General features: G+C 68.0%; 10 protein-coding genes and 1 tRNA gene. 6 read left to right on the forward strand and 5 right to left on the reverse strand.

What is annotated here, in order from left to right:
* Positions 1-8: 8 nt before the first annotated feature.
* Together hisI and AC07R7_RS12185 are read left to right on the forward strand one after the other, a co-directional pair.
* A complete protein-coding gene (hisI, locus tag AC07R7_RS12180) occupies positions 9-428 on the forward strand; it encodes a phosphoribosyl-AMP cyclohydrolase (RefSeq protein ID WP_494635325.1) in 420 nt (139 codons plus the stop codon).
* Positions 415-1,041, forward strand: coding sequence for a LysE family translocator (locus tag AC07R7_RS12185; protein WP_494635326.1), 627 nt, complete (start codon positions 415-417; stop codon positions 1,039-1,041). The genes hisI and AC07R7_RS12185 overlap by 14 nt, the downstream gene beginning before the upstream one ends.
* A gap of 133 nt (positions 1,042-1,174) precedes the next feature.
* On the opposite strand, the gene AC07R7_RS12190 is transcribed toward AC07R7_RS12185, so the two are convergent.
* Together AC07R7_RS12190 and AC07R7_RS12195 are read right to left on the reverse strand one after the other, a co-directional pair.
* The gene (locus AC07R7_RS12190) at positions 1,175-2,881 is read right to left on the reverse strand and encodes an alkaline phosphatase D family protein (RefSeq protein WP_494635327.1); all 1,707 of its coding nucleotides are present in this window, start codon (positions 2,879-2,881) and stop codon (positions 1,175-1,177) included.
* Between the two features lie 200 nt (positions 2,882-3,081).
* Complete coding sequence (locus tag AC07R7_RS12195) at positions 3,082-5,571, reverse strand: TonB-dependent receptor (protein ID WP_494635328.1); 2,490 nt, start codon at positions 5,569-5,571, stop codon at positions 3,082-3,084.
* A gap of 92 nt (positions 5,572-5,663) precedes the next feature.
* Here AC07R7_RS12195 and AC07R7_RS12200 point away from each other — a divergent pair, with 92 nt between their 5' ends.
* The 4 genes from AC07R7_RS12200 to AC07R7_RS12215 all read left to right on the forward strand — a co-directional run bounded on the left by AC07R7_RS12200 (position 5,664) and on the right by AC07R7_RS12215 (position 8,860).
* Entirely contained in the window at positions 5,664-6,689 is a 1,026-nt protein-coding gene (locus AC07R7_RS12200; RefSeq protein WP_494635329.1) for an RluA family pseudouridine synthase, read from the forward strand.
* 127 nt (positions 6,690-6,816) lie between these two features.
* Entirely contained in the window at positions 6,817-7,518 is a 702-nt protein-coding gene (locus tag AC07R7_RS12205; protein ID WP_494635330.1) for a hypothetical protein, read from the forward strand.
* 106 nt (positions 7,519-7,624) lie between these two features.
* Positions 7,625-8,470: an MBL fold metallo-hydrolase gene (locus AC07R7_RS12210; RefSeq protein WP_492887012.1), complete on the forward strand. Its 846-nt coding sequence runs from the start codon at positions 7,625-7,627 to the stop codon at positions 8,468-8,470.
* Between the two features lie 300 nt (positions 8,471-8,770).
* A tRNA-Ser gene (locus AC07R7_RS12215) sits at positions 8,771-8,860 on the forward strand.
* Between the two features lie 354 nt (positions 8,861-9,214).
* Here the strand turns inward: AC07R7_RS12215 and AC07R7_RS12220 are convergent.
* From AC07R7_RS12220 to AC07R7_RS12230, 3 genes are read right to left on the reverse strand one after another with little or no spacing between them, the layout of a single operon-like run.
* Complete coding sequence (locus AC07R7_RS12220; protein WP_494635331.1) at positions 9,215-10,717, reverse strand: NAD-dependent succinate-semialdehyde dehydrogenase; 1,503 nt, start codon at positions 10,715-10,717, stop codon at positions 9,215-9,217.
* Positions 10,718-10,760: 43 nt separating this feature from the next.
* The gene (locus AC07R7_RS12225; protein ID WP_494635332.1) at positions 10,761-12,635 is read right to left on the reverse strand and encodes a hydantoinase B/oxoprolinase family protein; all 1,875 of its coding nucleotides are present in this window, start codon (positions 12,633-12,635) and stop codon (positions 10,761-10,763) included.
* Between the two features lie 10 nt (positions 12,636-12,645).
* Complete coding sequence (locus AC07R7_RS12230; protein WP_494635333.1) at positions 12,646-14,694, reverse strand: hydantoinase/oxoprolinase family protein; 2,049 nt, start codon at positions 14,692-14,694, stop codon at positions 12,646-12,648.
* Positions 14,695-14,714: the final 20 nt, after the last annotated feature.

The following is a 14,714-nucleotide window of genomic DNA, read 5'->3' on the forward strand; positions in this document are numbered from 1 at the left end:
GTGGCGCCATGAGCACCGACCTGTTCCCCCAAGCCCACAGCAAGCACGATCTGGAGCGCGGAACCGCTCTGGCCCCACGCTTCAACGCCGACGGCCTGGTCGTGGCGGTGGCCCAGCACGCCGACAGCGGCGAGATCCTGATGCTGGCCTGGATGAACGCCGAGGCGCTGAAGCTGACGGTCGAGACCCGCATCGCCCACTATTTCAGCCGCTCGCGGGGCGAGCTCTGGAAGAAGGGCGAGACCAGCGGCCAGTTGCAGGACGTCGTCGAGCTGCGGGTCGACTGCGACCAGGATGCGGTGCTGCTGAAGGTGCGCCCGCGCGGCGACGGCGGCGCCTGCCACGTCGGCTTCCGCTCGTGCTTCTATCGCGTGCTGGAAGACGGCAAGCTGATCGAGCGGGAAACACCGATCCATGACCACGCCTGAGGCCCTGATCGCCTTCACCCTGGCCGCGGGCCTGCTGACCCTGACGCCGGGCCTCGACACCGCGCTGGTGATCCGCACCGCCGCCGCCGAGGGGCCGCGCCGCGCGACCGGGGCGGCGATCGGGATCGGCCTGGGCTGCTTTATCTGGGGGGCGGCGGCCTCGTTCGGGGTCGGCGCCCTGCTGACCGCCTCGCAAGCCGCCTATACGGTCCTCAAGTGGGTCGGCGCCGCCTATCTGGCCTGGACCGGGATCCGCATGATCCTCAAGCCTCGCGACCAGTTCGAGCCCGGCGAGATGAAGGCCATCGACGCCGGCCCGATCGCGGCCCTGCGGCGCGGGCTCTTGACCAACCTGCTCAACCCCAAGGTCGGGATCTTCTACGTGTCGTTCCTGCCGCAGTTCATCCCGGCCGGCGTCGACCCGGCGCGGTTCGGCCTGCTGCTGGCGGGCATCCACGTGGCGCTGGGCCTGCTGTGGTTCGCCGCCCTGATCGCCGCGACAGTGCCGATCGCCGGTCTGCTGCGCGCGCAGGTGGTGGTGCGTTGGCTGGACCGGGTGACCGGCGGCGTGTTCGTGGCGTTCGGCCTGCGCCTGGCGCTGGAGCGGCGGTAGGTGATTGCTCCTCCCCCTTCATGGGGGAGGAGCCGGCGGAGCCGACGGAGGGGGCCGCGCAGGCGCCCTGCGGGTCGGCCCCCATCCACCACTGCGTGGTCCCCCTTCCCCATAAAGGGGAAGGAGAAGCTCATCACGCTTCCTTCAGCGCCTCGACGCCGCCGCCAGCGGCGGGCGTCACGACGAAGCGCTTGAGCACGCTGGTCTCGTATTTCGGCTCCAGGATGGTCGAGACCGCCACCAGGTCGCCCGTCGCCTTGCCGTGTTCCAGGGTCAGCAACACGAAGCCCTTGGCGCTGGCGTGACTGTAGCGGACTTCCTTGTTGCGCTGGACGAAGGCTTCGCCGATGGGGGCGCCGGGCATCAGGTCGCCATAGCCGGGCGAGGTGATCGAGGTCGCGCCGAACTCGACGGCCACCCGCTTGTCGCCGCCGTCGTTCCACAGCTCGTTGGCCCAGAACATGTGGCTGTCGCCGGCCAGAACGATCGGCCGGGCCTGGGCGGCGGTGAAGATGTCGTAGACCCGCTGGCGATCGGCCGGATAACCGTCCCAGGCGTCCAGGTTCGACGGAATCTCGTAGGCCGACATCGCCACCGACTGGGCGACGCGCTTCCTGGCGTAGTCGGGCAGTTGGGCGACCAGGGCCCCGAACTTCTCCTCGCCCATCGTCTTCTGCAGGTTGGGCGTGGCGACGCGGGCCATGACCACCTGGTTGCCCAGCACCTGCCAGGCCGTGCCGGCCTTGACCGAGGCGCCGACCTGACCGGCCAGCCATCGCTCCTGATCCTGGCCCATCATCCGGCGCGAGGGATCCTTCCACTTGGCGACGAAGGCGGCGACATCGGGCTTGCCGTCGACGACCGGCAGGTCGGTCTCGTAGTCGAGCTGCTGGCTGCGCGCGGTCAGGCGCGTCTCGGTCATCAGCAAGGTGACGACGTCGCCGAACTGGAAGCCGCGCCAGGCCGCTTCGGGCAAGGCGCCCGCCGAAGGCTCACGGATCGGCATCCATTCATAGTAAGCCTTCAGGGCGGCGGCCTTGCGGGTCGCCCAGTCACCCTCGGTCTTGGGGGTATGGTTCTCGGCCCCGCCGATCCAGCTGTCGTTGGCGGTCTCGTGGTCGTCCCAGACGACGATCCACGGCGCGCGGGCGTGGGCCGCCTGCAGCATCGGGTCGGTCTTGTAGATACGGTGCCGGCGCCGATAGTCGTCCAGGGTAACGATCTCGTGCGGCGGGTCGGGCATGCGCGTCTTGGCGGTCGGCGAGTTCATGCCGTAGTCGCCGGGCGCGGCGCCGTACTCGTAGATGTAGTCGCCCAGGTGCAGCACCGCGTCGACGCGCGGTAGCTTGGCGATCGCGTCATAGGCGTTGAAATAGCCGTTCGGATAGAGGCTGCACGAGGCCACCGCCAGGACCACGTCCTTGGTCGCGCCGGTCGGCAGCGTGCGGGTGCGGCCGACCACCGCCTCGCCGACCGGTTGGCCCGCGCGGCTGGCGCGGAAGCGGTAGTGGTACTCGGTCCCCGGCTTCAGCCCGGTCACGTCGACCTTGACCGTGTGGTCGCGTCCGGCGTCGGTGGTGGCGTGACCCTGACGGACGATGGTCTTGAAGGCCGGATCGCTCGCCACGTCCCAGCGCACGCCGACCGGCAGCTTGGCGCCCGGCGCGGTCACCCGCGTCCACAGGATCACGCGGTCCTGCAGCGGATCGCCCGAGGCCACGCCGTGGTCGAAGCTGACCGGGCCATCGTGCAGGCCCTTGACGGTGGCGGCCGCGGCCTCGCCGGCGGCGGCGCCCGACAGGCCCAGCAGGCCCAGAACCTTACGACGATCGATCTGCATGGGACGGCCCTCCGGTCAGCGTACGAAACAATGGAAAACGGGGAGCTGTCGAGCTCCCCCTCAAATCCGATCTTCCCGGCGAAAGCCGGGACCCAGATCCCAAGGTGTTTGGGCTGATTGGAAGAGCGTTGAGCTCCTGGAACCTGCCCCAGCACTCCTCCATCTGGGCCCCGGCTTTCGCCGGGGAAACGGTGGTAAGGTTAGTGACGGAACGTGACGCCAACACCCATGAAGCGCGGCTTGCCGGCGATGAAGGTCGGGATGCCGAAGCTGTCGCCGGTGTTGCCGGCGTCCTTCAGGTACTTCTGGTCGGTGAGGTTCTCGACGAAGGCCTCGACCTTCCAGCGGTCGTCGGCGGCGCCGAAGCCGACGCGAACGTTCAGCAGGCCGTAGGCGTTCTGGTACTCGTCGACCCGGGTGTCGGGGAACAGGCCCGCCGACTGCAGGTCCGAGCGGTCGTTGTCGTCGTCGAAGAACATCTTCGAGCGCCAGGTATAGGTCGGGGTGAAGGTCAGCTTGCCGCCCAAGGCCTCGTGGCTGAACGCCGCGCCCACCGAGAAGGTGCTGTCCGGCGACAGGCGGAAGTGGTTGCCCTCGCGCAGGCCGGTCTTCAGGCGGGCGTGGTTGTAGCCGTAGGTCGCGAACAGGGTCCAGTAATCGTCGGCCTGGACGCGGGCCTCGCCCTCGAAGCCGTAGGCCTTGGCCTTACCGGCGTTCAGGGTCACGACCTGCGCGCCCTGGCGGAAGCTGGTGGCGAAGTTGTCGTAGTCGTAGTGGAACACCGCGCCCGAGAGGAACACGCGGCCGCCGGCCAGCTTGGCCTTGGCGCCGCCCTCGACGCTGTTGACCTCTTCGGCGTCGACCACGTTGAAGCGGGCCGAACCCAGGGGCGTAGCGGGGGCGCTGGTCGAGATCACGTCCGGGCGACGGCCGCGGGCGTAGGACGCGTAGAAGCTCAGGTCGTCCGAAGCCGCATAGCGACCGACCAGGCGCCAGGTCAGGCCGCTGTCGTCGATCTTCTTGCTGAAGCGGTCGCCGTTGTTCGCCGTCGGCTGGGTGATCAGGCCGACCATCGGCAGGGCCGGATTGTTCACCGCGTTCGGCTGGGCGGCCAGGAACAGGTTGGTCGGGGTCGGGGCGGCCAGCAGGACGCCCAGGATCGAACGGCCGTTGTCGACGCTCGAGGTGTAGGCGGCCTCGCGGTCTTCGCTGGTGTAGCGGATGCCGGCCGTGATCTCGAACTTGTCGGTCAGCTTGAACGTGCCATCGGCATAGACGTCGTAGGCGGTGTTCTCGCTGTAGTTGGCGAAGGTCTCGCGGTGGATCGGCTTCAGGTTCGAGACGATCCCCGGCGCGATGGCGCTCGGAATGCCGAAGCCCAGCTGCAGCACCTGCGCCAGATAGGCCGGGTTGGTCAGCACGGCCAGAGGCTGCGGGTTCGGACGGCTGATGCCCAGGGGCGTGTTCCCGGCCAGCAGCGCGAGCACCAGACGCTCGTCATACTGTCCAGGAATCCGCCACGAGCCGGTCTCGTGGAAGTAGTTGCCGCCGACGAAGCCCGAGAAACGGCCGCCGTCGTCATAGCGCAGGCGCAGTTCCTGGCTCTGCTGACGGCCCTTGGCGTCCTCGGCGAAGGTCAGGATCGGCAGGCTCGTGCCGTCCGGATCGAACACTTCGTTCGAGTGGAAGGCGCGCGTGGCCGTGATCGACGACAGGGTCAGGCTGTCGCTGAGCTTGTACTCGGCCAGGGCGGTCAGGCCGTAGACCTTGCGGTCCAGGCCCAGCGGCTTGCCGCCTTCGAAGCCGGCGCCCGGCGACAGGGTCGTGGCCGAGGCCACGCCGGTGTCGCCCAGCACCGCGCCGGTGACCGGGTTGGTCGGGTTGAAGGTGTGGCTCTTGAACGAGGTGCCGGTGGTGTCGTCGACCTGGTAGTTGCCGATCAGGTCGAGTTTCAGATTGCCCGGCTCCAGGTGATAGGCGACGCGCACGGCCTGGGTGTCGGTCGAGTTGTAGGGGTCGCCGCCGGCCGCGTCATCGACATAGCCGTCGACCTGGCGGGTGCGGGCGGCGATGCGCAGCGCGCTGCCGTCGCCGAACGCGAAATTGACCATGGCGTCGCCGGTGAAATAGCCGCCGGTGCCGCCCTCGGCCTTCAGCGCCCAATCGGTCTTGGCCGGGTTGGCCTTGTTCTGCACCAGGTTCACCGCCCCGATCAGGGCGCCGCGGCCGAACAGGGTCGACTGCGGGCCCTTGGCGACTTCGACCCGCTCCATGTCGAACAGCTCGACATACGAGCCGCGCGAGCGCGAGATCGACACGCCGTCCTGATAGATCGACACCCGCGCCTCGTCGGCGGACGAGCCGGAGTCGGAGGTGATGCCGCGCATCACGAAGCCGGAGTTGTTGTTCGACTGGTTCTGAACCAGGAAGCCGGGGGTGAAGGCCGACAGCTCCTCGAACGACTTGACGCCGATGGCTTCAAGGAACTTGCCCGAATAGGCGGTGACCGCGATCGGCACCTCCACCGGGTCCTGGGCGCGCTTCTGGGCGGTGATGACCAGTTCGCCCAGCTGGGTGGCCTGATCGTTGTTGGCCGGCGCCGGCGCCTCATCGGCGGCCATGGCCGGAGCGGCGATGGCCAGGGCCAGGAGGCTGGCGGTCAACAGCGTGGTGGTGCGGAAAGCGTGCATCGATTATCCCCTCGGCGCCATACTAGACCTGGGCCGTAGGCATGGGCCATGTCGGCTACGCGACGAGCGTGTGACGGAGCGATGAAACCCCGGTGGATAGAGTCGAAGACCAGCTGGATGACGACGCCCTGGACGCCGATGCTCCCGAAGCGGGCGCCGGCGAGACGCTGACCGCCGAGTTGCCCGACAGCCTGGCCGGCCAGCGCCTGGACAAGGTGTTGGCCCCGCTGTTCCCCGACCTGTCGCGCGCCCGCCTGCAGGCCCTGATCGGCGAAGGCCGCCTCTCCCTGGACGGCCAGCCGATCACCGACGCCTCGCGCAAGGCCAGGGCCGGGACCTACGTGCTGTCGGTGCCGCCGCCCGCCCCGGCCGATCCTGAGCCGCAGGCCCTTCCGCTCTCCATCCTCTACGAGGACGAGCACCTGATCGTGGTCGACAAGGCCGCCGGCATGGCCGTGCATCCGGCGCCCGGCACGCCGGACGGCACCCTGGTCAACGCCCTGCTGCACCATTGCGGCGACAGCCTGTCGGGCATCGGCGGCGTGGCGCGGCCGGGCATCGTCCACCGCCTCGACAAGGACACCTCCGGCGTCATGGTCGCCGCCAAGAGCGACGTGGCGCACCAGGGCCTGTCGAAGCTGTTCGCCACCCACGACATCGACCGGCTTTACGTCGCCCTGACGCGGGGCGCGCCGTCGCCGGCCCACGGCACGATCGACACCCTGCTGGGCCGCTCGCTCGGCGACCGCAAGAAGATGGCCGTGCTGAAGTCCGGCGGTCGCCGGGCGATCACCCACTACCGGGTGGAGGCCGCGTTCGGGCTACAAGACAAACCGCTGGCCGCCCGCGTAGCGTGCCGCCTGGAAACCGGCCGCACCCATCAGATCCGCGTCCACATGGCCAGCAAGGGTTCGCCGTGCCTGGGCGATCCCGTCTATGGCGCCAGCCAGGCGGCGGAACCGGTCCGCGAGCAGGTCGCGGCGGCGGGCCTGAAGCGCCAGGCCCTGCACGCGGCGGTGCTGGGCTTCGTCCATCCCGTGACCGGTCAGACCCTGCGCTTCGAGACGCCCCTGCCCCCTGACATGGCCGCGCTGGAGGCGGGACTGGAAACGCTCTGACCCCGGCCCATATTCACAAGGCGGGTTAAACTTGCGCCCTGGCAACAAAAGCGCCCTAATTGCGCTGGCTTACCGGTCTAGTTCTTGGGCGGTCCAGTTTATCGGCCGGGTCATGTTGGAGCGTCCCATGCGGCATCATCTCGCGATTATCGCCCTGACCGCCGCGAGCTTGAGCGCCGCCGTTCTCGCGGGCCCTGCTTTCGCGAGCGAGGACGACGAGGTCATCGCCACCGCCCAGGCCAAGCCCTCGGCCCAGGCCCTGACCGCCACGGCTCCGGCCGCTCCGGCGGCGCCGGCGCCGGTCAGGCAGCTGACTACCCAGGAACAGATCGCCGCCTTCATCGCCGCCAATCCCGGCCCCGAGGTCGACGACGGCCCGCGCGGCCTGCTGCCCGCCGACCGCGACGAGAACGGCAAGCGCAAGGTTCATGGCGAGATGGGCGTATCCGTCGGCACCGGCGGCTATCGCAGCGTCTACGCCTCGGGCCTGTTCCCGGTCGGCGAGAACACCACGGTCGGGGTCGCCGTCTCCAAGACCGACTTCGGCAAGCATGGCGGCGGCTGGTACGATCCCTACTATGGCGGCGGCTATGGTCCCGGTTATGGCTACGGCGGCGGCTATGGCTACGGCCCAGGATATGGCCGCACGCGCGGCGGCGAGAGCCAGTCGGTCGCCCTGTCGATCATGACGGGCAACCGCCGCGGCGGCTCCGACACCCCGGACGGCTGCGCGCCCGGCTTCCGCGATGGGAGCCGCTATGTCGAGCCGCTTTGGGTCGAGGGCATGCGCGACGGAAGCCATCCCTGCGCCGCCGCCGACAGGCGCTGAGCGGGCAGGCGCCAAACGGCCTAGAAACCGTCGAAAGCCTTATCGCCGTTCGCGGATGTTTAACGGCTTGGCCGCCATGGTGCCGGCCTCGGGCGTCTGAGGCAGATTGATGCAGCCGGAAATCATCGCATACCACCATCCCGCGACGGGGACGGTGACCTATCTGATCGTCGATCCCGCCACCTATCTCTGCGCCATTGTCGATCCGGTCCTGGACTTCGATCCCGTCACCGAGGCGGTGGACGCCAGCTTCATCAACCGGATCATCGCCGAAATCCGCGCCCGCGACCTGGGCCCGACCTGGATCCTGGAGACCGGCCTTCACGCCGGCCACCTGTCGGCCGCCGGTCATCTGAAATACGAAACCGGCGCGTCGATCTGCATCGGCGCCAAGGTCGTCGACAGCCTCAAGCGCCTGGCTCCCAAGTTCGGCGAGACCATGGTCGACCTGGACGGCTGGGACTTCGACAAGCTGGCCCAGGACGGCGACAGCTTCCCGATGGGCGGCGTGGAGTTCACGCCGATCGCCCTGACCGGCCGTCTGCCTGGCGCGGTCGCCTATCTGATGGGCGACGTGCTGTTCACCGGCGACCTGATGCTGGCCCCCGCCGAGGGCGCCGGCCGCTGCGACATCCCCGGCGCCGACGCCGGCAAGGCCTGGGACGACGCCCGCAAGTTCCTCAAGCTGCCGCCGCGCACCCGCATCCTGCCCGGCGTCTGCGCCGGCGAGGTCCGCGAGTCGACCGTGGCCGAGGAAAAGGCCGCCAATATCCAGCTGAACGACAAGATCGACCGGCTCGACTTCATCGCCCTGCGCACCGCCGCCGACGCCATCCTGCCCGACCCGGTGCTGGCCTCGGCCGCCCTGCGCGTGGCCATCCGCTCGGGCAAGCTGCCGTCCGAACCGGAAAGCGGCCCGCGCTTCCCGCCGGTGGATATCTCCAAGCTCTAGGCTTTCGTTTCGTGACGGACCCGCGCGGAAAAACCATCGCCGTTTTCCGCTGCACTCAGATGATTCCGCGACCGAAAGGCAGAGAGCCTGTCCGCTTCGGATGTCCCATCCGAAACGGATAAACAGGCTCTCTTTCAAGAGTTTGGCGCATGGTGGCCGCCGAAACCGGCAACCACTTTCGGCTGTCATGCTCCAGGCGGAAAAAAGCTGGGAAGAAGGGCTTGCGTCCCAGCGGCGACGCCGCTAGGTATCGCGCCCTCGACCTCGGGCGGTTCCAAAAACCGCTCGGAACGGCGGCCTGGAGAGGTGGCAGAGTGGTCGAATGTACCGCACTCGAAATGCGGCGTGCCTGGAAGGGCACCGTGGGTTCGAATCCCACCCTCTCCGCCAGCCACCATCGTTTCCGCATAAAATACAGCACGCTCTTCGGAGCGCCCGTTGCGTTGGCCAAAATTTGGTGCGCGCGGATGATTTCGTCATCTGCGACCCGCCCAGCGGAGACGCTGGAAAGTCGGGCTAGGGACCGCCGCCGTGAGCGGAGCAAGGGCCCGCTGGAGTCGGACGCCTGACCGCGTGAAAAGGCTCTATGCGAACTGGTCGGCTCGACAGCCTGAATGTCCAGTTTCTGGAGGTGCGCCGATGGAAGGCGTCAGTTCAAGGTCATGCACGGGCATCAGCACAGGTCCGCCCCAGATCCCGGTAAATTCGCGCGCCTGTGCTCTATCTGCCATCCCAGCCGGCGATTTAATTGAGGTCGATCTTGGCGCAGACAAGCTTCAGGTCGAGGTAGTCCTCCAGTCCATATCGCGACCCCTCCCGTCCCATGCCGGACTCCTTGACGCCGCCGAATGGTGCGATCTCGGTCGAGATCAGACCGGTATTCAGGCCCACCATGCCGCACTCCAGGGCTTCGCTTAGTCGGACGCCTCGCGACATGTCCTTGGTGAAGACGTAGGCGGCGAGCCCGGTCGAGGTGTCGTTTGCCATTCGGACGGCCTCGCTCTCCGTCTCGAACCGCGTGATCGCCGCCAGCGGCCCGAACGTCTCCTCGCGGTTCACCAGGGCGTCCAGCCGCACGCCGACGAGCACGGTCGGCTGGAAGAACAACGCACCCACGGCCGCCGACTGGCCGCCGGTCAGGATGCGCGCGCCGCCTTCAACCGCATCGGCGATGTGAGCGCGGACCTTGGCGACGGCGCGCACATCGATGAGGGGCCCCTGGTCGAATTCACCTGTCAGGCCGGCGCCAAGGCGGAGCCCGCCGACACGCTCGGCCAGGGCGGAGGCAAAGCGATCGTGGATGCCCGCCTGGACGAAAAACCGGTTGGCGCAGACACAGGTCTGGCCCGTATTGCGGAACTTCGAGGCGACCGCGCCCTCCACCGCAGCCTCGATATCGGCGTCGTCGAAGACGATGAAAGGCGCATTGCCGCCGAGTTCCAGCGACACCCGTTTGACCGTCGCCATGCATCGTGCAGCGAGCATCTTCCCGACCGCCGTCGATCCCGTGAAGGTGAACTTGCGGACGCGAGGGTCGCCGGTCAGCACCTCGCCGATCGGGGCGGCCTCGCCCGTGATCACGTTGAACACGCCGGGCGGGACGCCCGCTTCCTCGGCGAGCTTCGCAAGCGCGAGCGCCGACAGGGGGGTGAGCTCCGAAGGCTTGAGAACCATCGCGCAGCCAACCGCCAGGGCCGGCCCGGCCTTTCGCGTGATCATCGCCAGAGGGAAGTTCCAGGGCGTGATCGCCGCCACCACCCCCACGGGCCGCCGCAGCACCGTGAGCCTTTTGTCCGCGGCGTGCGGGGTCAGGACATCGCCGTTCACGCGACGCGCCTCCTCGGCGAACCATTCGAGGAAGCCCGCGGCGTAGGCGACCTCGCCTCGGGCCTCCGCCAACGGCTTGCCCTGCTCGCCGGTCATGATCCGGGCCAGATCCTCGGCGTGCGCCAGCATGAGTTGGGACCAGCGGCGAAGGACCTCGCCGCGCGCCTTGCCGGTGAGCGCCTGCCAGCCGGGCATCGCATCCCGGGCGGCGGTCACGGCGTCCATCGCTTCAGCTGCGCCGAGGTTGGGGACGTCGCCGACGACCAAGCCGTCCGCGGGGTTCTCGACCAGGATTCGGCTCTCGGCTCCAACCCACGCGCCGCCGATGAACGCCTCGCTACGGACCAGGTCGGCACGCTGCAGACCAGGAATTCGGCTGACATTCCGCACGTTCACACTCACCCCCATGTCCTGGAACATCTCCACCGTCCGGATGCTCTCCCCGGCGTGCATCGCCGCGAGGTCACTCGGCGGCGAGGCGCGTCGGCCGGATCGGCGGCTTGGGAGCCTCCAAGCCGGTCTCGGCCAGGCAGTTACGGCGCAAGGTCTCCAAGTCGGGACCGTAGTTGAACACGCCCTGCTCGGCGGGACGCGCGGCGTGCATCCGGGATCTGAGCGCGGAGGTCGCGCTCGCGTCCAGTCCGCCGTCCGCGATCACCACGCCATAGCGGCGGGCGCCCTCGACTGTGACGAGGCCTTGCGTCACTTCCAGCGCCACAAGGGACGGATCGCGATCCAGGGGATCGCCCCAGCCGCCACCACCCCAGGTGATGAAATGTAGGCGGTCGCCGGCCTCGACCGGCACGTCCTCGACCTTGTTGCCGACGACGGTAGTCGTACCATCGGCCTTTTCCAGGAGCTTGCGCGCGCGAGCTCCCGGTTCGCCGCCGTTCACGCCCCAGGGCGGGATGAACCAGCGATCATCGTGGATGGCGATCGTGCCGGGCTCCAGGAACCGGTAGGTCATGTGGATGCCGTTGCCGCCTCGATGAAGACCGGGGCCGCCGGAGTCGGCCACGGTCTCGTAGCGTTCGATGACGAGCGGGAAGTAGCGCTCCAGGAACTCGTTGGGCACGTTGGTGAAGCCCGGCCAGAGCGAGTGGCCGTCCGGGCCGTCGCCGATGGGCCGGCCGGGGATGCCGCCGAACCCGATCTGGAAGAGCTGGAACCACTGCCCCTTGGCGTCGAAGCCCGAATAGAAGAGGTGCGGCGAGGACGAGAAGCCCGCCGCGGTCAGGAACTCGGGCGTCTTCTGGCCGAGCAGCCCTCCCAGAATGTCGAAGATGCGGCCGAGCGCGTGAGTGCGGCCTGAAAGCGCCGCGGGGAAGGCGGGCTTCAGCAGCGAGCCTTCCGGGATATGCACCTCGATCAGGTCGTAGAAGCCGTCATTGAACAGGATCTGCGGGTCGAAGACCATGATCATGTAGATGCCGAAGAACATGCGCAGCATGTTCTCGTTGAGGAAGAAGTTGATCGAGGCCTGGCTCTGGGGATCGGTGCCGGAGAAGTCGAGCACGACCTTCTCGCCCACGCGCTGCATGGTGCAACGGATCTTGTAGGGGCCATAGCCGAGGCCGTCGTCGCAGACATAATCCTCGAAGCTGACCGTCTCCTCGCTGACCGAGGTCAGGATCAGCTGCTTCATGGCTCGGTAGTTGCGGGCCAGCAGCTCTTCGGTGGCGGATACATAGACGTCGTCGCCGAAACGCTCGGCGAGTTCGATCACGCGGCGCGAGGCCACGCGGCAGGCCGCGATCAGGGCGTTGAGATCCGCCGCGCACCAATCGGGTTTGCGGGTCTGGTGCATGACCAGACGGATCAGGTCCTCGTTATAGACCCCGGCCTTCCAGATCTTCACCGGCGGGATGCGCACGCCCTCCTCGAAGATGGAGCGGGCGTCGATGGGCATGGAGCCCACCACCTTGCCACCGATGTCGGACTGGTGGCCGAACATCGACGTGTAGGCGATCAGCCGGCCGTCCTTGAACACCGGCAGCAGCACCAGCCAGTCGTTGGAATGACTGATCGCGCCGCCGACCGAATAGGGGTCGGAGAGGAAGATCATGTCTCCGTCCTCGACCGTGCCCTCGAAGCCTTCGAGAAACGGGCCGATGTAGGAGCCGAACTGGCCCACGACCATGCGACCCTTGTGATCGGCGATCAGGGGGAAAGCGTCGCCTTGCTCGCGAATGCCGGGCGACATGGCCGTGCGCACCAGCGTGGCGTCCATCTCGACACGGGCGTTGCGCAGGGCGTTCTCGATGACCTCAAGGGTCACCGGGTCGATGGCGATCTTTTCGAACGGCGTCGAATTGCTCTGGATGATCGTGGCGGGCATGGTCTGCTCCTCAAGCCAGAGTGATCAGGATGTTGCCGATGGCGTCGACCGTGCCGACGCAGCCGAGCTCGATCAGGGTGGTGGAGTCCATCTCGGTGACGATCGCCGGCCCCGGAATCACGTCGCCTTTGCAGAGCTTGGCGCGCTCATAGATCACGGCCGGGTGCATCCGCCCGTCGATCCAGAGCTCATGGTCGCGGATCTTGGCGGCGATGGGGTCGCCAGTGCCCTGAGGCGGCTCGGCCGCCGGAAGATCGAGAGCGGTCCCCAGCGCCACGGCCCGCAGGTTCACCAGTTCGTGCGGGGTATCCATCTTGAAGGTGAAGAGTCGCTGGTGCTCCTCATCGAACCTCGAGGTCACGCCGGCGAGGCCATCGCGCCGCAAGGTCTCCGGATCAATGGCGAGCGGCACCTCGAAGGCCTGCCCCTCGTAGCGGACGTCGATCTCGAAGAGCGCGGTGATCTCGGCCTCGGGCAGGCCGTCCGCCATGAGTTCTTCACGGGTCTGACGCGCCATCTCCTCGAGCAGGGCGATGACTTCTTCCGCCGTGGTCTGGTCGAATCGCCGCGAGAACGAGCGGGCGGTCTCGGTGCGCATCCGGGTGGTCGCGTCGCCAAGCGCGCAGAGCACCCCCGGGGAAACCGGCGAGATCGCCGGCCAGCTGCCCATCAGGCGGGCCACGGCGTTGACGTGCAAGGGACCCGCGCCGCCAAAGCCCATGAGGGCGAAATCGCGCGGATCGTAGCCCTGCTGGACCGAGATCATGCGCAGAGCGCCGAACATGTTCTCGTTGACGATGTCGATGATGCCGCGCGCGGCCTCGTAGAGCCCGATGCCAAGCGCGTCGGCGATCGTCTGCACGGCGCGGACCGAGCCTTCGCGGTCGAGCTTGAAGGTCCCGCCGAGCAGCGCTTCGGGCAAATAGCCCAGAACAACATTGGCGTCGGTCACGGTCGGAAGGGTCCCGCCCTTGCCATAGGCCACCGGGCCCGGCACGGCGCCGGCCGACTGCGGGCCGACGCGAAGGGCCTTGGTCAGCTCGGGAACATAGGCGATGGAGCCGCCGCCGGCGCCGACGGTCTTCACGTCCAGAGCCGAGGCGCGGACCGAGAGGTGGCCGACCTCCGTCGTGCGGACGCGGCGCGCGTCCAGGTTCTCGATCAGGGCGACGTCCGTCGACGTCCCGCCGACATCCAGGGTGAGGATGTTGTGGATGCCAGCCTTCTTGCCGACCCAGAGCGCGCCGGTGACACCGCCCGCTGGGCCCGACATCAGGAGCGAGACCGGATGGTGCTCGGACTTCTCCGACGACATCAGGCCGCCGTCCGAGCGCAGCAGGGAGAGCTTTCCGGCCACGCCCGCGTCGCGCAGCTTCGTGCGCAGATTGCGGACATAGCGTCCGACGATGGGCCGGACGCTGGCGTTCGCCACCGTGGTGAGCGTGCGTTCGTATTCCTGCATCTCGGGCAGGACCTCGTGGCTCAGCGAGACCGGGACATCGCCCATGATCTCGGCCGCCAGCTCGCCGACGCGCCTTTCGTGGGCGCCGTTCAGGTAGGCGTTCATCAGGGAGACCGTGATCGCTTCCACGCCCTGGGCCTTGAGGCCTTCGAGCACCGTTCGTATTTCGGCGTCGTCGATGGGTTCGAGCTCGACGCCCTGGGCGTCCATGCGGCCGCCGATCTCGAAGGTGTCAACGAGGGCCGCGAGCGGCGAGGGTTTGTTCCACACCACCCAGCCAGCCAGGCCGCCCGGTACGAAGCTGCGGGCGATCTGCATGATCTGACGGTAGCCTCGGGTGACGATCAGGCCGACGCGCGCGCCCTTGCCTTCCAGAACCGCGTTGGTGGCAACGGTCGTGCCGTGCAGGAACACCTCGATGTCGGCCGGCGCGACGCCCGCGGCCTCGCAGATGGCGGTCACGCCATTCAGGATTCCGATGGAGCTGTCGGCGGGCGTGGACGGCGTCTTGTGCCGCCAGAACGCGCCAGTCCGCTCCTCAAGCAACAGCAGGTCCGTGAAGGTCCCGCCGACATCAACACCCAATCGATACGCCATTCTGATCTGCTCCCGAGGGC

Source organism: Caulobacter sp. GW821-FHT05F04 (genome assembly GCF_059419665.1).